This is a genomic window from Vreelandella lionensis (assembly GCF_002087295.1).
Taxonomy (GTDB): domain Bacteria; phylum Pseudomonadota; class Gammaproteobacteria; order Pseudomonadales; family Halomonadaceae; genus Vreelandella; species Vreelandella lionensis.
In genome coordinates this window covers 236,060-254,973 of the sequence record NZ_MWVI01000050.1, presented here as the reverse complement: position 1 = coordinate 254,973, position 18,914 = coordinate 236,060, and the positions used below count along the sequence as shown (strand labels likewise).

Here is an 18,914-nt window from a genome sequence, read left to right as displayed (position 1 = left end):
TGCTCGGCTGCAATTTACCCCGCTGCTAAGTGCAGCGGGGTTTTTGCATTAGCTCTTAGAGGCGTAGGCGTAAAGCAGCGTTTCCTGGGCGCTAATCGCGTCGCCGCTGCCGGGGTCCTGTAGCTGGTAGCTGCCGTCGCTCTGTAACAGCCAACTTTGGCAGTTATCTACGAGGTAGGTTTCCAGGTCTTTACGTACCCGGGTGGCGAGCTTCTTATCCAGCAGCGGGAAGCAGGTTTCGACCCGATGGAACATATTGCGCGACATGAAATCGGCGCTGGAACACCAAATTTCCGGCTTGCCGTCGTTATGGAAGTGGAACACCCGCGTGTGTTCAAGAAAGCGACCGATAATCGATCGAACGCGAATATTCTCTGATACCCCTGGCACGCCTGGCTTCAAGCAGCACATGCCGCGAATGATGAGGTCGCACTCCACGCCTGCCTGGGAGGCACGATACAGCGCCTTGATCAGTTTGGGCTCGGTCAACGAGTTACATTTAATGATGATATGCCCGCGTTTTTCTTTACGTGCCACCTGGGCCTCGCGATCGATCATTTCAACGAGACGCTCGTGCAGCGTAAAGGGCGCATGCAGCAGCGTATCAATTTTGCGCGCCCGGCCCATGCCCGAAAGCTGCTGGAAAACTTTATGCACGTCGGCACAAAGCGCCTCGTTGGCGGTAAGCAGGCTGTAGTCGGTATAGAGCTTGGCGGTTTTTGAGTGGTAGTTGCCGGTGCCCAGGTGCACATAGTGGCGCAGCTCACCTTTTTCACGGCGCACGATGTGCAGCATCTTGGCGTGGGTCTTGTACGCCATAATGCCGTAAATCACGATAGCCCCTGCCTCCTGCAAGCGCGAGGCCAGTTGCAGGTTATCCGCCTCGTCAAAGCGTGCCCGCAGCTCAATCACCACCGTCACTTCTTTACCCTGGCTAGCAGCGTCTACCAGCGCGCTGACGATGGGGGAGTCTGAGCCGGTGCGGTAAAGCGTTTGCTTGATGGCCAGCACATCCGGGTCCCGGGCGGCTTCCCGCAGCAAATCCTCAATGGGAGAGAAGGACTGGAAGGGGTGGTGCAGCAATATATCGCTTTTGGCGATGGCGCTAAATAAGCTGCCGCCTTTCAGCGCTTTGGGCACGCTGGGGGCAAACGGGCGGTAGAGCAGCTCGGGACGGTCCACATCGCCCAGCACTGCCATCATGCGGGTCAGGTTTACGGGCCCCTGAACGCGATAAAGGTCACCGCTCTCCAAGTCAAACTGGCGCAGTAGGAAGTTGGTCAAATCGTCCGGGCAGTTGTCGGCGACTTCCAAACGCACGCCGCTGCCGTAGCGCCGGGCCAGCAGCTCCCCACGCAGGGCCGAGGCAAGATCGGATACCTCTTCAGGATCAACGGTCATGTCCGCGTTGCGGGTCAGGCGGAACTGGTAGCAGCCCCGCACGCGCATGCCAGGAAAGAGCTCTTCGGCATGGGCGTGAATCATTGACGATAAGAATACGTACTCAGAGAAGCCATCGGCGCAAAGCTCCTTGGGCAGCGCCATTAGGCGCGGCAGCGAGCGTGGGGCGGGCAGAATCGCCATGCCGCCCGCTCGGCCAAAGGCATCTTTGCCTTCAAGTTCGACAATAAAGTTGAGACTCTTATTCACCAGCCGTGGGAACGGGTGTGATGGGTCCAGGCCAATGGGGCTAATCACCGGCATGATTTCGTTATCGAAAAAGTCCCGCACCCAAGCTTTTTGAGCGTCGGTCCACTGGTCGCGGCGGCGGAAACGCAGCCCCTGGGCTTCTAGCGCAGGCAGTAGCGTGTCGTTGAAGAATCTCGTACTGGCGGGCAATCTGTTGGTGAGCAATCTCGGAAATCTCAGCCAGCACGGCTTTTGGCAGGCGGCCATCAGCAGCGGTAGTGTCATCGCCCAAGGCCATTTGATGTTTTAATCCCGCCACACGAATCTCGAAAAACTCATCCATGTTGGAGGAAAAAATCAGCAGGAACATCAGCCGGTTGAGAAGTGGGTGCGCATCGTCTAACGCCTGCTCTAACACACGAATATTAAACTGTAGGTGAGAAAGCTCGCGGTTAAAGTAGAGCTGCGGATCGTCAAGGTCAGCTTCAGTATGCGACTCTTTTGCTTGAACCCCGGTGGGTGTGCGGTTAATACGCAGCGGTGCAATATCGGCTTCGCCGCTCAGTTGCTCATTGGGCGGTACTGGTAATGCTGGCGTGGAATCTATAGCGTTGTCGTCCATGGTTGCCCCCCGCGGTAGTGGTTCGTACTCATCATAGCGTTTTAACGTTTATTAGGGTGAGTATGCAGGGGGAAGATGACAAATAGGTGTCACCGATTTGTCATCTTAATGGCATAAATGACGGTTAACGCTGCAGCAGGCGAGCGGCCTCTAGGGCAAAGTAGGTCAAGATGCCGTCGGCCCCAGCGCGCTTAAAGCACATCAGTGACTCCAGAATCACTGGCTCCGCTTCTAGCCAGCCGTTATCGAACGCTGCACGGTGCATTGGCGTACTCACCGCTGACCTGGTAGGCAAAGGTAGGCACTTGGTGCTCGCTTTTCACTCGGCGTACCACGTCCAGGTAGGGCATGCCTGGCTTGACCATCACCATATCAGCGCCTTCTGCAATATCCATCGCGACTTCGTGCAGCGCTTCATCGCTGTTGGCGGGGTCCATCTGGTAGGTACGCTTGTCCGCTTTGCCCAGATTGGCGGCTGAGCCGACCGCATCGCGGAAGGGGCCGTAATAGTGGGAAGCATCCTTGGCGCTGTAGGCCATAATGCGCACGTTATGCAGATGCGCCTGCTCCAGCACTTGGCGAATGGCACCAATGCGGCCATCCATCATATCGGAAGGGGCCACTACAACGGCGCCTGCTTCCGCGTGGGAGAGCGCTTGTTTGAGTAACGTGTCGACGGTGCGGTCGTTTTGAACGTAGCCGTGCTCATCCAGAATACCGTCCTGGCCGTGACTGGTGTAAGGGTCCAGCGCCACATCGGTAATGATTCCCAGCTCCGGCAGTGCTTCTTTGAGTGCACGAACGGTGCGCTGCACTAGTCCGCTGGCGTTATAGGCCTCTTCGGCCAGTTCGCTTTTCTGCTCAGGGCCAATCACCGGGAACAGCGCCAGTGCGGGAATACCCAGCGCATAGGCTTCGCGGGCCTGCTCAATCAGCAGATCAATCGAGAGACGCTCGACGCCGGGCATGGAGGCCACCGCTTCGCGCTGTTTTTCACCTTCTAAGACAAACACCGGCAGAATCAAGTCGCTGGGCGTCAGCGTAGACTCCTGCATCAAGCGGCGCGAGAAGTCATCCCGACGCATACGGCGCATTCGGGTAGCGGGGAAGTGGCGTGGGCTTGAGGTATTCAACGGCTCTCTCCAGGCAATCGCATCGTGGGCGCCCCGTGTATCAGGGCTTGGTGTGAGTATATCAGGCATGCCATACAGCGAAAGCCGCCTTGTGGCGGCAATAGAGACTGACTAAAGTGAGCCATTCAGCCACAGAGATGGCTTGGACAAGGAGATAGGTATGACGAAGCAGGTAGCAATCGTATTGGCGGGTTGTGGCGTGTTTGATGGCTCGGAAATTTACGAGACCACCCTGACGCTGTTACGCCTTGACCAGTTGGGGATCGGTTATCGCTGCTTTGCCCCGGATGTGGCTCAGCACCATGTGATTAATCACCTAGACCAAGCGCCGGTAGAGGGCGAAACCCGCAATGTGCTGCAGGAGTCTGCCCGTTTGGCCCGTGGTGATATTAGCCCGATTACCGAGCTTGATTCTGATGAGTTCGATGCAGTGATCGTGCCGGGTGGTTTTGGGGTGGCTAACAACCTCTCTGATTTCGCCATGCAGAGCGACAGCATGCAGGTGCTGGAGAGCGTCAAAGAGGCGTTAGCCGGGTTTAAAGAGGACGCCAAGCCCATCGGCTTGATGTGTATTGCCCCGGTGATGGTGCCGCGCCTACTAGGCGATGGCATTGCGGTCACTATTGGCCATGACCCGAGCGTATCTGGCGCGATTAGCGCCATGGGCGGTTTGCACCGCAGCTGCGGCGTGGAAGATATTGGGGTAGACCATGAACACCGCGTAGTGACAACGCCAGCATATATGCTCGCCACGCGTATCAGCGAAGCCGCTACTGGTATTTTTAAGCTGGTAGATCGCATCGATGAAATGATGTGCTAAGTGCCCGCACGGTAGCGATTAGTAGGAAAAAAGCCTCTGTCATCGTGGGATGACAGAGGCTTTTTAGCATAGAGCGCTTGAGAGCTTACGACTCCTGATCTTCGGCGTCTGCTTCTGCGCGGCGCTTGCGGACCAAGCGGCCAAAGAGCAAACCAACCTCATATAAAAGATACATATGGATCGCTAGCAGGCTTTGGGAGATGACATCCGGCGGTGTCAGTAGCATACCCACCACAAAGCAGCCTAAAACAATGTAAGGACGCTTTTTGGAGAGACTCTCAACGGTTGTGGCACCAGACAAAATCAGTAGGAACGTGGCAATGGGAATCTCAAAGGCCACCCCAAACGCAAAGAACAGCTTCAGTACGAAGTTGAGGTACTGGTTAATGTCGGTCATTACCGCAACGTTTTCCGGGCCGGTTTGGGTGAAAAACTCAAACAGCAGCGGAAATACCACGTAATAGGCAAAGGCCGCACCGGCATAAAACAGCGCCACGCTGGAAACCAAAATAGGAATAGCCAGCATTTTCTCGTTGTCGTAAAGCCCTGGCGCGACGAAGGCCCAGGCTTGATGCAGCACAAAGGGGTAGCCATAAAGACCGCCACCACCAGGGTGAGTTTGAACGGAGCTAAAAACACGGCGAGGCGACCTCGGTGGCAATCATCTGCGAGCCTTCCGGCAGTAGCGCCATCAGCGGCTCTGCCACAAAGCTGTAGATGTCGTTAGCAAACGAGTAGAGCCCAAGAAAAACCACCAATATCACTACAATCGCCTTCATTAAGCGCGAACGCAGTTCGATGAGGTGCTCAATGAGAGGCGCTTGGCTTTGGTCGTTTTGCGGCTCCTGGGAATCGCCAGACATACTCATTGGTGGTTGCTATCCTTTTGATGATCGGCCTTGTCGGAGGGAGCAGGGGCGGCTTCACGTACCGTTTGCAGCGCGTCGTCTAGCCGGGCGCTGGCGTTAGCCACCCGCTGCTCGGTGGCATCCTGGCCGGGAGCCCCTTCGCGGCTGCTAGCGGGCGCATCAGCAATGCTCTCTACATCCTGTTTGGCTTTCTCCAGGCTGTCGTCGAGCTTCTTCTGCTGTTCGTTTAGCTTTTGCCGCAGCTCTTCCGCTTCCAGTTGAGCGCTAATTTCACGCTGCATGCCGGATACCGTACGCTTGATCTTGCCGATCCATAGCCCTGCCGTGCGTCCCGCTTTGGGCAGCCGCTCAGGGCCGAGCACCAGTAGCGCCACGATGCCAATGAGCATGAGTTCAAGAAAGCCGATATCCAGCATGGCTTATTTGCGCTCTTCGTTACGGTCAGCAGCAGCGCGTTTCTCTTCCGCCTGTACGTCGTAGGTATTGCCGGCTTCTTCGTGGCTCACTTTCGCTTGAGGCTGGTCGGCGTCTTTCTTATCGCCCTCTTTTTCCTCTTCGTGCATGGCTTTCTTAAAGCCCTTCACTGCAGCGCCTAAGTCGGTGCCCACGTTACGCAGTTTTTTAGTGCCGAAAATCAGGATGATAATGCCCAGAACAATCAGCAACTGCCAAATACTGATACCACCTAACATATGCATTTCCTCATCGAAGCAGGGTTAACGTTATGATCGGGACGCTTTATCGTCGTGGCCAGAAATACCGACCCGCCGGGCGAGTTCATCAAGTACTCGCTGATGGTCAAGATCCAGATGCGACAGCATGACAAGGCTATGAAACCACAGGTCGGCCGTTTCGGCGATCAACGCTTCACGGTCCTGTTCGCTGCCGTGCTCGGCGTCTTTGGCTGCCAGCAGCGTTTCGGTGGCTTCTTCGCCGACTTTTTCGAGTATCTTGTTCAAACCCTTATGATGCAAGGAGGCAACATAAGAATCTTCTGGATTAGCGTGGCGGCGCTGCTTTAAAACCTCAGCAAGGGCGTCAAGCACAGGAACATGGTTAGCGTCGGTCATGGTGTTCTCTTTATCAATCGGCGGCGTCGTTTCGTCAAGTGATTGCATCGTATCAGTGCCAGATCAGCAGTATTAAGCCGGCACCCGCAGCCGCGAGTATCGGCCAATCCTGAGTGGCAGCCCAACTACTGAGTGGCTGCCAAGCCAGCGCAATAGCGACTAGGGCCAAGCCAATGCGCAGCCGATGCTGGCGCTTACCTTGCTGACTCATTTGGCGGCGCATCTGGCTGATCGCCGTCACTTGCTGATGGCGCTGACGGTGCTCATGCTCCATGCGGCTAAGCGCCTGATGAGCAAGCACCGGTAGTTCGGGCAGTTGATGAGAAAGCTCCGGCGCGTGGCGCTTGAGGGACTCCCACAGCCCGCCAATGCCTGCCCGCTCTTTCATCCACTTCTCTAAATAGGGCTTGGCGGTGCTCCAAAGGTCCAGGTCGGGGTAGTGCTTCCGGCCCAGGCCTTCAATATTGAGTAGCGTCTTTTGCAGCAGCACCAGTTGGGGCTGCACTTCCATATTAAAACGCCGGGCGGTCTGGAAAAGCCCGAGCAGCACCTGTCCAAAAGAGATGTCCTTGAGCGGCTTCTCTAAAATGGGCTCGCAAACTGTGCGGATAGCGGCGGCAAATTCGTTGGCGCGGGTGTTTTCACCTACCCAGCCCGATTCAATGTGCCGCGCGGCGACCTCGTAGTAATCCTGATGGAAAAACACCAGCAGGTTACGGGCCAAGTAGTCCTGATCTTCCCGCGTTAAGCTGCCCACAATGCCGCAGTCAATCGCAATATATTGCGGGTCTTCCGGGGCATCGCAGTTCACAAAGATGTTGCCGGGGTGCATATCCGCATGGAAGAAGTTATCGCGGAACACCTGGGTGAAGAAAATTTCCACCCCGCGCTCGGCGAGCTTCTTCAGATTTGTGCCCCGTGCGATCAGGGTGTCCAGATCGGCGACCGGCACGCCGCGAATGCGCTCCTGCACCATGACGTGGCGTCGAGTGTAGGGCCAGTAAATAGTCGGCACAAACAGCAGCGGTGAGTCTTTGAAATTACGCTTGAGCTGCGAGGTATTAGCGGCCTCCTTGTAGAGGTCCAACTCGTCGAACAGTGTCGCCTCGTAATCGCGGATTACTTCGACAGGGCGTAAGCGCCTAGCTTCCGGCACTTTGGAAAGCAGTTTGGCGACCTGATACATCAAGCCCATGTCTTGACGCATGATGCGGTCAATGCCGGGGCGGATGATCTTGACCACCACGTCTTCGCCGCTGTGCAGTGTAGCGGCGTGGACTTGGGCAATCGATGCCGATGCCAATGGCACGCGATCAAAGGCGGCAAAGGCTTCTGCCAGTGTCATCTCTAGCTCGCTTTCCACCCGCGCCGCAGCCAGCTCACCAGGGAAGGGCGGCACTTGGTCTTGCAGGCGCTTCAGCTCATCGGCGATATCTTCGGGCAGCAGATCGCGTCGGGTAGAGAGCATTTGCCCAAATTTAATAAAAATCGGCCCCAGCGCCTCCAGAGCCACCCGTAGGCGCTCGCCCCGGCTGCGCTGCCCCACGGGCACTAGCTGCAGTGGCGACAGCTTCAGCAGCAGGCGCATCCAAAGCGGTAGGCGTTCAGCGGGAATCAAGGTGTCTAAACGGTGCCGCGTGACGACCCAGACAATTTTAAACAGCCGCAGGCTCATCCGCGCTGCTCCTTAGGCGTTGATGGTTCCGCTGGCTGCGTGAGTCGCTTATGGAGACGGTTAAGTCGCGCTTCCAGGCGGTCGGTGGCGATCTCAAGCTCAGTCAGGTGGTCGCGGAGCACGTCGCGCTGTTGGCGGCCGGGCAGCAGGCGCGCTTCCTCAAACCACGTACTCCATTACGTCCCGCAGCAGCTCGTCCTTGGCACGCAGCCCCCACCGGGCCGCACGTCGAATACCTACCGCCAGCGAGTGAGCAGGCATGTCGCCTAGCCAGCGCGCCAGTTCGCTCTCCCAATCAATATCTAGATCGAACAGCAGATCGCGGGTCGCTTCCAATAGGTGGATGCGCCCGCGTACGGCCAGTTTGCCGTCGAACATCAGCCGCTCAATGGAAGCGCCGCTCAGCCATTCGGAAAGTGTTTCAGGCGTCAGTTCCACCACGGCATCGACGTCGGTCTCTTCCACCTCATCGCCATGTTGCAGATCAACGCCTGTCGCGTGGTAGCACAGAAGCAGCGCTAAATGAGGTTTCTCAAGCCGAACCAACAGTCGACTGCCCGCTAGCGCCGCCAGCCGCGTAGGTGCGGCTGGATCGCGGGAAAGTAGAGCCTTTAACGTGCGTTCACATCCGGCCAGCAGCAGGGTCGGGGTGACTAGCATGCTGACCTCTGGTGCCAGAGGATGATCGCTTGATGCTGCTGTGTCATAACTTGATGCCGCGGTGGAGGGCGACAATCCCGCCGGTCAGGTTGGTGTACTCGACCCGTTCAAGCCCGGCCGCTTCCATCATGCCTTTCAGGGTGTCTTGATCCGGATGCATGCGAATCGATTCGGCCAAGTAGCGATAGCTTTCGCCGTCACCCGCCACCAGCTCGCCCATCTTGGGCAGCAGGCGGAAAGAGTACTCATCGTAGGCCTTGGAGAGCAGCGGGTTGTTGGGCTTGGAGAACTCCAGCACCAGCAGGCGGCCGCCTGGCTTGAGTACCCGTGCCATAGAACGCAGCGCGGCATCTTTATCGGTGACGTTACGCAAGCCGAAGGCAATGGTAATGCAGTCGAAGCTGTTATCCGGGAAGGGTAGGCACTCGACGTGGGCCTGCACGTACTCTACGTTGCCGCCCACGCCGTTATCCATCAGCTTGTCGCGGCCAACGCGTAACATGGAGGCATTGATATCGGCCAAAACGACTTTGCCACGCGGGCCAACCAAGCGGGAGAACTTTAGGGTGAGATCGCCCGTGCCGCCAGCGATATCCAGCACATGGTGCCCTGGGCGAACGCCTGCGCGCTCAATGGTGAGTCGCTTCCAGACCCGGTGAATACCCATGGACATCAGGTCGTTCATCACGTCATAGCGGGCGGCTACTGAGTGGAATACATCGGCCACGCGAGAGGCTTTCTCGTCGACCGGCACTTCTTGGTAGCCGAAATAGGTAGTGCGCTTTTCGGTGGGGCTCATGGGGCTTTAGCTCCCGAGTTCGAGGCGGTAGTTGTTGACCGTTAGGTCATCGCAATAAGTGGTTGGCAACATTGTAGCCTTCCCGACCCCGGCTTGTCTGCGCTTCACCTGGGGCACCGCGTCACAGCTGCTTGAATTGATTCCCCGCAGCCTCGCGGGAGGCCCCTGCCTCTTCCAAGCGTTTGAGATAATTCTGCCATTAGGCATCTTGATGTGTGGCAAGGTCAAACGGGTAGTTCCAGCTGAACAAGCCGCTGTCGTGACCGTCATCAAAGTGCAGTTTGAGCGCGTAGTTACCGGCCTGAGTAATATTTTGCAGGCCGACTTCCTTTTTACCGACTTGTAGCACGGCCGTGTCGCCGCCGTGGCCGCGCACTTCGGCAGAAGGGGAGTAAACCCTCAGAAACTCAACGGGCAGCCGATAGGTGTCACCGCTGGCATAGCCAAGCTCCAGTTCGCGAGCCTGCTTATGGTAGTGAACCCGTGTGGGTGTCGGGGCGTTCATGAATACGGGACCCTCGTGACGATAAGTAGCAAAAGCAGCCTGCCCGCAAAGCGGACAAGCTGCCGGTGGCTATACCGATAGTAGCGCTTACAGAATATAGCGCGACAGGTCTTCGTCGACCGCCAGTTCGCCTAGCTGAGCGTTGACGTAGTCAGCGTCGATGACCAAGGGGCTATCCATATCACCACCCTTGAACGATGCCTCTTCCAATAGGCGCTCTAGCACAGTGTGCAGGCGGCGAGCACCGATATTCTCGGTGCCTTCGTTCACTTGCCAGGAGATTTCGGCAATGCGCTCAATACCGTCCGGGGTGAACTCAAGGTCTAGCCCTTCGGTCGCCAGCAGCGCTTGGTACTGCTTGGTCAGTGAGGCAGACGGCTCGGTGAGAATCCGCTTGAAGTCGCCCGGCGTTAGCGCATCCAGCTCAACGCGAATCGGCAGGCGGCCCTGCAGTTCCGGAATCAGGTCAGAAGGCCGTGACAGATGGAAAGCACCGGAAGCGATGAACAGAATGTGGTCGGTTTTGACCATGCCGTACTTGGTCGACACCGTCGAGCCCTCGATTAGCGGTAGCAGGTCGCGCTGCACGCCTTCCCGAGACACTTCGCCACCGCTGGACTGGCCGCTGCCCTTGGCGACTTTGTCGATCTCGTCCAGGAACACGATGCCGTGCTGCTCGACGGCTTCCACCGCACGGGCTTTGATCTCTTCTTCGTTGACCAGCTTGCCGGCTTCTTCATCACGTAGCAGCACCAGCGCTTCTTTCACGGTCACGCGGCGCTGCTCACGCTTCTGCTGGCCCATGTTGGAGAACAGGCTCTGCAGTTGGCTGGTCATCTCTTCCATACCCGGAGGGGTCATGATGTCGATGCCTTGGCCGTGGGAGGAGATCTCAATATCGATCTCTTTATCGTCAAGCTGGCCTTCACGCAGCTTTTTGCGGAAGGTTTGACGAGTGCCGCTATCTTCGCGGGGCTTATCTTCCTGGCCTCGGGGCGGCGGCAGCAGGGCGTCGAGTACACGGTCTTCAGCGGCGTCTTCGGCGCGGTGGCCGACTTCTTCTTTGGCGTGCTCGCGGACCATCTTGATCGCCGCTTCCATTAGGTCGCGGATAATCGACTCGACGTCGCGGCCCACGTAGCCCACTTCGGTGAACTTGGTGGCTTCTACCTTGATAAACGGCGCACGGGCCAGCTTCGCCAACCGGCGGGCAATTTCGGTTTTACCCACGCCGGTGGGGCCAATCATCAGGATATTTTTCGGCGTAGCTTCCGGGCGCAGCTCGTCGTCGAGCTGCATGCGACGCCAGCGGTTACGCAGGGCAATAGCCACGGCGCGGTTGGCATCTTGCTGGCCGATAATGTACTGATCCAGCGCATGGACGATTTCGCGGGGTGTCATCTGGGTCATTAAAGTGGCCTCAACGTTCGTTGATGTTCAGCTCTTCGAGCGTCACGTGGTGATTGGTGAATACGCAGATGTCACCAGCGATGGCGAGGGATTTTTCAGTAATCTCGCGGGCGGATAGCTCAGTATTTTCGAGCAGCGCGCGGGCGCTGGCCTGGGCAAAGTTGCCGCCTGAGCCAATCGCAATAATGCCGCGCTCCGGCTCAACCACATCGCCGTTACCGGTAATAATCAGCGAGGCGCTGTGGTCGGCCACGGCCAACAGGGCTTCTAAGCGGCGCAGCGCGCGGTCGGTGCGCCAATCTTTGGCCAGCTCAACCGCTGCCTTGGTTAAATGGCCCTGATACTTTTCAAGCTGCGCTTCAAAACGCTCAAATAGGGTAAACGCATCAGCGGTGCCACCGGCGAAACCGGCCAACACTTTGCCACGGTAAAGGCGGCGTACTTTGCTGGCATTGCCTTTCATCACGGTGTTGCCAAGCGAGACTTGGCCGTCGCCTGCGAGGGCTACTTGGTTACCGCGGCGAACGGAAACAATTGTGGTCATGGAGATAACGCCTTGGGGGAGACGCGCTCCCGATGACTGATCGGCCGCCTGGGCGGCCGTATAAAAAGCGATTCCCAACAAAATGCGGGCGGCTGATAAAAAATCAACCGCCCGCAAGCGAAAGCCATCAGATAAAGCGTGTCTGGCGCAGCCCAGCACGCTGTTAGTTAGTTCTGTAGCTGTATCAGCAGCGGCTCAATGCCTTGTGTGCTCATTAAGTCCTGAGCGCGGTTGAGCTCGCGGGTGTCGTCGTAGGGGCCAACCTGAACCCGGTGCCAGGTATCACCGTTGGCCTGCACTTCACTGATCTGCGCTAGCAGGCTTAGGTTACGCAGCCGGCTGCGCAGCTGTTCGGCATCGCCAATCTCACGAAACGAAGCGGCTTGCAGCATATAGCGGCTGGGCGTGCCGTTGGGGGCCGCGGGTGCATGCTGAGCGGCAGCGGCCTGCTCGTTGGGGCGCGTGTTAGCGGCAATCACCTGAGCAATGGGGTCGTCAGCAGGCGTGCTGGTGGCGGTTTCTGTGCTATCGGTTGACGTATCGGTTGCCGTATCGCTTGCGTCTGCATCACTGGCCGCTACGGTCGGGGGCGTGATGGTCGAGGGAATCGCCCCGCCGGGGGCGATGACTTCGGTTTCAGGCAGCAGCGTGTAGAACTCGAACGTAGGCATAGAGGGCTCGGCGGGCGTTTCGGTTTGCCGCGCCGCGCTGCGCTCATCGCTACCCGCGGGTTTTGGCAATACCGTCGCCTGAGGAACCTCCTGCTGATCTTGCCAGGGAGCGGTGCCATGCTGGTGCTGGGCGAGGAAAAAACCAGCGGCCACCCCGACAATCCCCCACAGCCAGCCGGGTATGCGTAGCCCGCCCCCAGTGCGGCGGGCGGACTTACGCTGCGACGTGGCTCCACGGCGGGTGGGCTTAGTGCGCGGGCTGGCCATGGATTACATCTCCTCGGGTGCGCTAACACCCATAAGGTCCAGACCATTGCGCAGCACTTGGCGGGTTGCCAGGCCCAGGGCCAGGCGAGTGTTGCGCAGCGTGTCGTCGTCGACCATCACTTTGACCGCGTTATAGCAGGTGTGGAAGTCACCGGCTAAATCCAGCAAATACTGGGCAACCTGCTGAGGCTCGCGGTTTTTCGCGGCGTGCTCAACCACTTCTGGGTAGCGAGCCAAGCGGTTAAGAACGGCTTTTTCCTGGTCGCTATCCAGTAGCGCTAAATTGGCCATGGCGACGCTGTGGTCAAACGGTTGGCCGGCATCTTCGGTTTTGCGCAGCATGCTGCATACCCGCGCATGGGCGTACTGAACGTAATACACCGGGTTGTCGTTTGACTGCGAGCGCGCTAGATCGATATCAAAGGTCAGTTGGGAATCGGCGCGGCGAGCGGCCAGGAAGAAGCGCGTTGCATCGCGGCCTACTTCATCAATCAAATCGCGGATGGTGACGTAGCTGCCTGCGCGTTTGGACAGTTTTACCTCAACGCCTGAGCGGGTCACCATGACCATTTGGTGCAGCACGTAATCGGGCCAGCCTTTTGGGATACCCACTTCCAGCGCCTGCAGGCCTGCGCGTACGCGCGTGACGGTGGAGTGGTGGTCAGCCCCCTGTTCATTGATCACGGTTTTAAAACCGCGCTGCCATTTGTTCAGGTGGTAGGCGACGTCGGGCAGGAAGTAGGTGTAACCCCCTTCGCGCTTGCGCATTACGCGGTCTTTGTCAGCGCCAAAGTCGGTGGTGCGCAGCCACATCGCGCCATCTTCTTCATAGGTGTGGCCGTTGGCGACCAGCTTCTCGACAGTGGCGTCGACATTGCCTTTTTCGTAAAGCGAGGACTCCAGGAAGTAGACGTCAAACTCAACGCCAAAGGCTTTAAGGTCTAAATCCTGCTCGCGGCGCAGCCAAGCAACGGCAAAGGCTTGAATGGCGTCTAAATCATCCGCATCCGCTTTAGCCGTCACTTCGCGGTCATCGGCGGTGACCGTTTTGCCCGCCATATAGTCGTTGGCGACATCCACGATGTACTCGCCGCGGTAGCCATCTTCCGGCCAGCTAGCATCGTCGGGGCCGAGGCCTTTGGCACGAGCCTGAACGGAAAGCGCTAGGTTCTTAATCTGAGCACCCGCGTCGTTGTAGTAGAACTCGCGGGTCACGTCGTAGCCCGTGGCTTCCAGCAGTCGGCAAAGGCTGTCGCCAATCGCCGCACCTCGGCCGTGGCCTACGTGGAGCGGGCCAGTGGGGTTGGCAGAGACAAACTCCACCTGCACTTTCTCGCCTTTACCGATTAGGCTGCGGCCAAAAGCATCGCCGCTATCCAGCACCTGAGCAACGATTTGTGCAGCGGCGTCCGCGGCGGCAAAGAAGTTGATAAACCCAGGGCCCGCAATCTCAGTTTTTTGAATGGCATCGCTGGCGGGCAGGGCGGCGACGAGGGTGTCGGCCAGCTCGCGTGGCTTCATGCCGGAAGGCCTGGCCAACATCAGCGCGAGGTTGGTGGCGTAGTCGCCGTGGGCTTTGTCTTTCGTGGGGTCCACCTTAATGGCGGGTTTTAAATCGTCGGGCAGCACGCCTTGGTGCTTAAGCGCGTCAAAACCGCGCCTTCGAGCAGAGAAATAATCGTATCTTTCATTTAAATATCCGGATGTCGTCGGTGGCGGCGTGTGCATGCGCTCAGGTAACACAGCGGCAAAGCGGCCATTATCGGCAATTGGCGCGCAGTTTCAAAGCCGTATTCCCTTAGGATAGGACCTGCGTTGGATACAAGCCCTTACGGCTAGGCCAGGGTTTGCGGGTCGATATCAATCGACCAGCGCACTTTGCGCGCCTCTCGGTTGGCTTCTAACCACTGCACCAGCCAGTTAGCGGCGGCGTGGCGGTGGCTACGTTTGTCAGCGGTGATCATGACGTGGATGTGGTAGCGGTTTTGGCGGCGCTCCATGGGGGCGGGTACAGGCCCCATACAGCGCACGGGCAGCTGGGCGTCCTTCAGCCACTGGCGCAGCGCCTGAGCGGCTTGCTGAGCCAGCGCAAGCGCCTCCTGCTCCTGTGGGCTTTCTACGCGTAGCAGCGCCATAAAGCAAAACGGCGGCAGCTTGGCGATGCGGCGCTCTTCCAGCAGGTTGCGGGCCAGTGCGCCGTAGCCATGTTCGGCCAGCTGGCCTAGGTGTGGGTCATCCGGATGGAGGGTTTGCACCAGCACGCGGCCAGGGTGAGCGGCGCGGCCTGCGCGCCCCGCTACTTGCTCCAATAGCTGTGCGCTGTGCTCTAGGGCGCGAAAATCCGCCGCGTAGAGGCCGCCATCGGCGTTGACCACCACCACCAAGGTGACATGCGGTAAATGGTGGCCCTTGGCGAGCATTTGAGTGCCCACCAGCAGGCAGGGCTCGCCACGCTGAATCTCTTTGAGCACCTGCTCGAAGCTCTCTTTTTTGCGCGTGCTGTCGCGGTCAATGCGGTGAACGGTGGTCTCAGGAAACAGCCCTTGTAGCGTCTCCTCGGTGCGCTCCGTGCCGCTACCCAGCGCACGCAAGTCGCCGCTGCCGCACTCTGGGCAGGCATCCGGCAGGGCGCGGCGGCTGTCGCAGTGGTGGCGGCCAGCAGCGGCGGCTGGCGGTGTAACGTCATGCGCGCATCGCACTGGCCGCATTCAGCCATCCAACCGCAGCTGTGGCAGGCTAGGCTCGGCGCAAAGCCACGCCGGTTGATAAAAATGAGCGCCTGCTTGCCCGCCGCGAGCGTGCTCTTAATCGCTTTGATCGCGTTGGGCAGCAGCCCCCCTTGGCGGCGCTGATGACGCAGGTCGATTAGCTCTAACTTAGCGGGCGGGTGACGGCTGGGCCGCTGAGTTAGCCGTAGGTGACGATAAGCGCCCGTAAGCGCCTGCTGCAGGCTTTCAAACGAGGGCGTCGCGCTGCCCAGTAATAGGGGAATGCCGTGATAGTGCGCCCTGGCAACAGCAAGGTCCCGTGCGTGGTAGCGCAGCCCGTCGTGCTGTTTGTACGAGCCGTCGTGCTCCTCGTCGACGATGATTGCGCCGGGGTTCGCCAGCGGGGTAAAAATGGCCGAGCGGGTGCCGATGATCACCAGCGCACGGCCGTTGGCGGCGGCTTCCCATACATCCAAGCGCTCTGGGTCGGTAAGCCCGGAGTGCAGGGCCACCACCGGCACGCGAAAACGGCTTTTGAACCGCGCGAGCGTTTGCGGTGTAAGGCCAATTTCGGGCACGAGCACTAGGGACTGCTTTCCTTTGGCAGCGAGCGCTTCGATGAGCTGTAGGTAAATCTCGGTTTTGCCGCTACCGGTCACGCCTTCCAATAAACAGGGGTGGTAGCCGTCGAGTTTTTCATGCAGCACGGATAGCGCAGTGGCCTGTTCACGGTTGAGCGGCAGCGACGGGGAGGCGAGTAAGCTTCCGCCGGTGGGTTGAGCGGCGGTGAGAGTGATCTCTTGGGGCTGTATAAAGCCCTTCTTTTGCAGCCTAATAGCTGCTCCCGGGTGAAGCCGTGGGCGCTAACGGCGCGGCCCGGCAGCCCATGGGGGTGCTGGCGCAGCAGAGCGTAAAGCTCCGCCTGTTTAGGCGCGCGTGCCAGCGCTGTTTCATCGTTGGGTAGCGGAAGCCACAGGGTTTGGGTGCGCCCTGCCATAGGGTGGCCCTGGCGTAGCCTGGCGGGCATAGCGTGCTGCATGGTATCGCCCAGGCTGTGCTGGTAGTAACGCGCTGCAAACTGGCACAGCCACTGCCAGTCGCTGGGTAATGGGGCCTCATCCAGCGCTTCACCGATGGCCCGCAGCTGCGAGCGCGGTAATTCGCTGCCGGAAGCCAAAGACACCACCACTCCGACGACATCGCGGCGGCCAAACGGGTACCCTTACCCGCAGCCCAGGCTGCCAGCCACAGGCGGGAGCCCTCGGTGCGGGTAAGTAGTCAAACAGGCGTCTTAGCGGCGACGGTAACGCGACCTTGAGCACCTGAAAAGCGCCCTTAGGCAGCCCAGGTGACGATGGCTGGGCAGAAACAGAATCGGACAATTGGCCTCCGGCGATTAGTTTGCTAGAATGCGCGGCCGCTCTGAATCTATCGGGATGGAGCGGTTAACCGGTTAGCAGTTTTTTCAAACCCGTATGCGGTGCCTGGCAACGGATCAGGTGGCGGCATATAGCTTATGAGGCTCAAGATGAAACAAGGTATCCACCCGAATTACAACACGGTCACCGCCAACTGTTCTTGCGGTGCAAGCTTCCAGGTCGGTTCTACCTCTGGTCAGGACTTCTCTCTGGACGTATGCTCCAACTGCCACCCGTTCTACACCGGTAAGCAGAAGCAAGCGACCACTGGTGGCCGCGTAGAGCGCTTCAACAAGCGTTTCGGCGCTGCTATCAAGCGCGGCTAATCCTAACGGATTAAGCCTATCGCAGGCACGCATTGTGCTCTGTGCAAAAGCCCACGCCACGGCGTGGGCTTTTTGTCCCTAAGGGGCTACCCTTTTTATTAGCGCTCTTTTATTAGCGTTCCTGCTGCCTGAATGTGTTGCCACTTGCTTTACGGCACGTTGATTGACGTGTTGCCCTCCGAATGCGGTCCCTTCTCTTCTCCTCTTATTATCTTTTCCACAGGGCGTTTGTGCCAGATGGGTGTGGATAACTGTCTGTTATTTTTGTTGGAATTTATTTCCAAAAATACTGCGCTGCATCAATAAGGAAACCTTTATAGCTGATGGCGTGAAGTATAAGTTGCAGCAAATAACGTGGAAAAGTTCCGAAATGGAAGGGAATGTGGCTAAAACGGTCGTTTCGTAGGTAAGTTTACTACGTGCTTGAGACGCCTAGGTTTTTTCTATATTCTGATACAACTTTTCTACTTTAGGCTGATGAGACCTTCACTATGACGGATGCAAATAAGCAGGCAGCTTTGGATTATCACGCTAAGCCGATCCCCGGTAAGCTTTCCGTGGAGTTGACCAAGCCCACCGCGACAGCTCGGGATTTGGCGCTAGCGTATAGCCCAGGCGTTGCTGAGCCGGTTCGCGAAATCGCTCGCGAAGCGGAAAATGCGTACCGTTATACCGGCAAAGGTAATCTGGTCGCGGTTATTTCGGACGGCAGTGCGATTCTTGGCCTAGGCAACCTTGGCCCGCTGGCTAGTAAGCCGGTGATGGAAGGTAAAGGTGTGCTGTTCAAGTGCTTTGCGGGCATTAACTCCGTTGATATCGAAGTAGACGCCGAAAGCCCGCAAGCGTTTATCGACACCGTTGCCCGCATTGCCGACACCTGGGGTGGTATTAACCTGGAAGATATCAAAGCGCCTGAGTGCTTTGAGATCGAAAAGGCGTTAGTTGAACGCTGCAACATCCCAGTATTCCACGATGACCAGCACGGCACAGCAATTGTGACCGCTGCGGGCATGCTCAACGCGCTGGATATCGCGGGCAAGCGGATTGAAGACGTGAAAATCGTCTGCATGGGCGCAGGGGCGGCTGCTATTGCTTGTATGCGCCTGCTGATCTCATGCGGTGCCAAGAAAGAGAACTTGGTGATGCTGGATCGTCGTGGCGTCATTCACACTGACCGTGACGGCATCAACGAGTACAAAGCGGAGTTCGCACGTGATACCGACATGCGCACGCTGGACGATGCCATCGACGGCGCGGATGTGTTTATCGGCCTTTCTGGCCCGGGCCTGCTCTCTGCGGATCAGGTGAAGAAAATGGCCGCTGACCCGGTGATTTTCGCCTGCACCAACCCCGACCCGGAAATTCACCCGGACGTAGCCCGCGAAGCGCGCCCGGATGTGATCATGGCCACCGGCCGTTCGGACTTCCCGAACCAGGTGAACAACGTGCTGGGCTTCCCGTTCATCTTCCGCGGTGCGTTGGATGTGCGCGCAACGCGCATTAACGAAGCCATGAAGCTGGCGGCGGTGCATGCACTGAAAGATCTGGCCCGCGAGCCGGTGCCGCAGGAAGTGCTGAACGCCTACGAGCGTACCGAGATGAGCTTCGGGCGTGATTACATCATCCCCACGCCGGTGGATATCCGCCTGCTGGAACGCGTCTCCTCAGCAGTGGCCCAGGCGGCGGTCGACTCTGGCGTGGCCCGCAAGCCGTACCCGGCTCACTACCCGCTGAAAACTATTAATGATGTGTATGGTGGGTAAGTTCTGACCGCTGTATCGCTTGTTT

Annotated in this window: 11 protein-coding genes and 7 pseudogenes; 3 read left to right on the top strand and 15 right to left on the bottom strand. The window is 58.2% G+C overall.

All coding sequences use genetic code 11. The features are described 5' to 3' along the window. Positions 1-48 precede the first annotated feature (48 nt). A pseudogene (ppk1, locus tag B4967_RS06855) lies at positions 49-2,251 on the bottom strand (polyphosphate kinase 1). A gap of 124 nt (positions 2,252-2,375) precedes the next feature. Continuing rightward, positions 2,376-3,345: pseudogene (gene hemB / locus B4967_RS06850) on the bottom strand (porphobilinogen synthase). Positions 3,346-3,544: 199 nt separating this feature from the next. Between hemB and elbB the strand changes: the two are divergent. Further along, a complete protein-coding gene (elbB, locus tag B4967_RS06845; protein WP_083024332.1) occupies positions 3,545-4,204 on the top strand; it encodes an isoprenoid biosynthesis glyoxalase ElbB in 660 nt (219 codons plus the stop codon). Between the two features lie 85 nt (positions 4,205-4,289). Here elbB and tatC read toward each other — a convergent pair. The 13 genes and pseudogenes from tatC to B4967_RS06780 form a co-directional block, all read right to left on the bottom strand. Then, positions 4,290-5,073: pseudogene (tatC, locus tag B4967_RS06840) on the bottom strand (twin-arginine translocase subunit TatC). Further along, a complete protein-coding gene (gene tatB / locus B4967_RS06835; RefSeq protein WP_083024329.1) occupies positions 5,070-5,489 on the bottom strand; it encodes a Sec-independent protein translocase protein TatB in 420 nt (139 codons plus the stop codon). The pseudogene tatC and the gene tatB overlap by 4 nt, the downstream one beginning before the upstream one ends. 3 nt (positions 5,490-5,492) lie before the next feature. Further along, positions 5,493-5,765: a Sec-independent protein translocase subunit TatA gene (gene tatA, locus B4967_RS06830; protein ID WP_083024327.1), complete on the bottom strand. Its 273-nt coding sequence runs from the start codon at positions 5,763-5,765 to the stop codon at positions 5,493-5,495. Positions 5,766-5,795: 30 nt separating this feature from the next. Beyond that, positions 5,796-6,143 (bottom strand): phosphoribosyl-ATP diphosphatase, encoded by a 348-nt coding sequence (locus B4967_RS06825; protein ID WP_083024391.1) that lies wholly within the window; start codon positions 6,141-6,143, stop codon positions 5,796-5,798. Between the two features lie 52 nt (positions 6,144-6,195). Continuing rightward, the gene (ubiB, locus tag B4967_RS06820; protein ID WP_083024325.1) at positions 6,196-7,818 is read right to left on the bottom strand and encodes a ubiquinone biosynthesis regulatory protein kinase UbiB; all 1,623 of its coding nucleotides are present in this window, start codon (positions 7,816-7,818) and stop codon (positions 6,196-6,198) included. Next, positions 7,815-8,478, bottom strand: a pseudogene (locus B4967_RS06815) (ubiquinone biosynthesis accessory factor UbiJ). The gene ubiB and the pseudogene B4967_RS06815 overlap by 4 nt, the downstream one beginning before the upstream one ends. A 43-nt stretch (positions 8,479-8,521) precedes the next feature. Beyond that, the gene (gene ubiE / locus B4967_RS06810; protein WP_083024324.1) at positions 8,522-9,277 is read right to left on the bottom strand and encodes a bifunctional demethylmenaquinone methyltransferase/2-methoxy-6-polyprenyl-1,4-benzoquinol methylase UbiE; all 756 of its coding nucleotides are present in this window, start codon (positions 9,275-9,277) and stop codon (positions 8,522-8,524) included. A 121-nt stretch (positions 9,278-9,398) separates the two neighbouring features. Then, a pseudogene (locus B4967_RS06805) lies at positions 9,399-9,782 on the bottom strand (gamma-butyrobetaine hydroxylase family protein). A gap of 87 nt (positions 9,783-9,869) precedes the next feature. Further along, positions 9,870-11,192: an ATP-dependent protease ATPase subunit HslU gene (gene hslU / locus B4967_RS06800; protein ID WP_083024322.1), complete on the bottom strand. Its 1,323-nt coding sequence runs from the start codon at positions 11,190-11,192 to the stop codon at positions 9,870-9,872. Positions 11,193-11,202: 10 nt separating this feature from the next. After that, positions 11,203-11,736, bottom strand: coding sequence for an ATP-dependent protease subunit HslV (gene hslV, locus B4967_RS06795; RefSeq protein WP_044630495.1), 534 nt, complete (start codon positions 11,734-11,736; stop codon positions 11,203-11,205). Between the two features lie 167 nt (positions 11,737-11,903). Next, entirely contained in the window at positions 11,904-12,674 is a 771-nt protein-coding gene (locus B4967_RS06790; RefSeq protein ID WP_083024320.1) for an SPOR domain-containing protein, read from the bottom strand. 3 nt (positions 12,675-12,677) lie between these two features. After that, a pseudogene (gene argS / locus B4967_RS06785) lies at positions 12,678-14,365 on the bottom strand (arginine--tRNA ligase). A gap of 144 nt (positions 14,366-14,509) precedes the next feature. Continuing rightward, positions 14,510-16,764, bottom strand: a pseudogene (locus B4967_RS06780) (primosomal protein N'). A gap of 146 nt (positions 16,765-16,910) precedes the next feature. Here B4967_RS06780 and rpmE point away from each other — a divergent pair. Both rpmE and B4967_RS06770 read left to right on the top strand, forming a co-directional pair. Continuing rightward, on the top strand, positions 16,911-17,126 hold the full coding sequence (gene rpmE, locus B4967_RS06775) for a 50S ribosomal protein L31 (protein ID WP_044630499.1): 216 nt from the start codon (positions 16,911-16,913) through the stop codon (positions 17,124-17,126). A gap of 491 nt (positions 17,127-17,617) precedes the next feature. Beyond that, positions 17,618-18,889 carry a malic enzyme-like NAD(P)-binding protein gene (locus B4967_RS06770; RefSeq protein WP_083024318.1) on the top strand — a complete coding sequence of 424 codons (1,272 nt, stop codon included), beginning with the start codon at positions 17,618-17,620 and terminating at the stop codon, positions 18,887-18,889. The last annotated feature ends 25 nt before the right edge of the window (positions 18,890-18,914 follow it).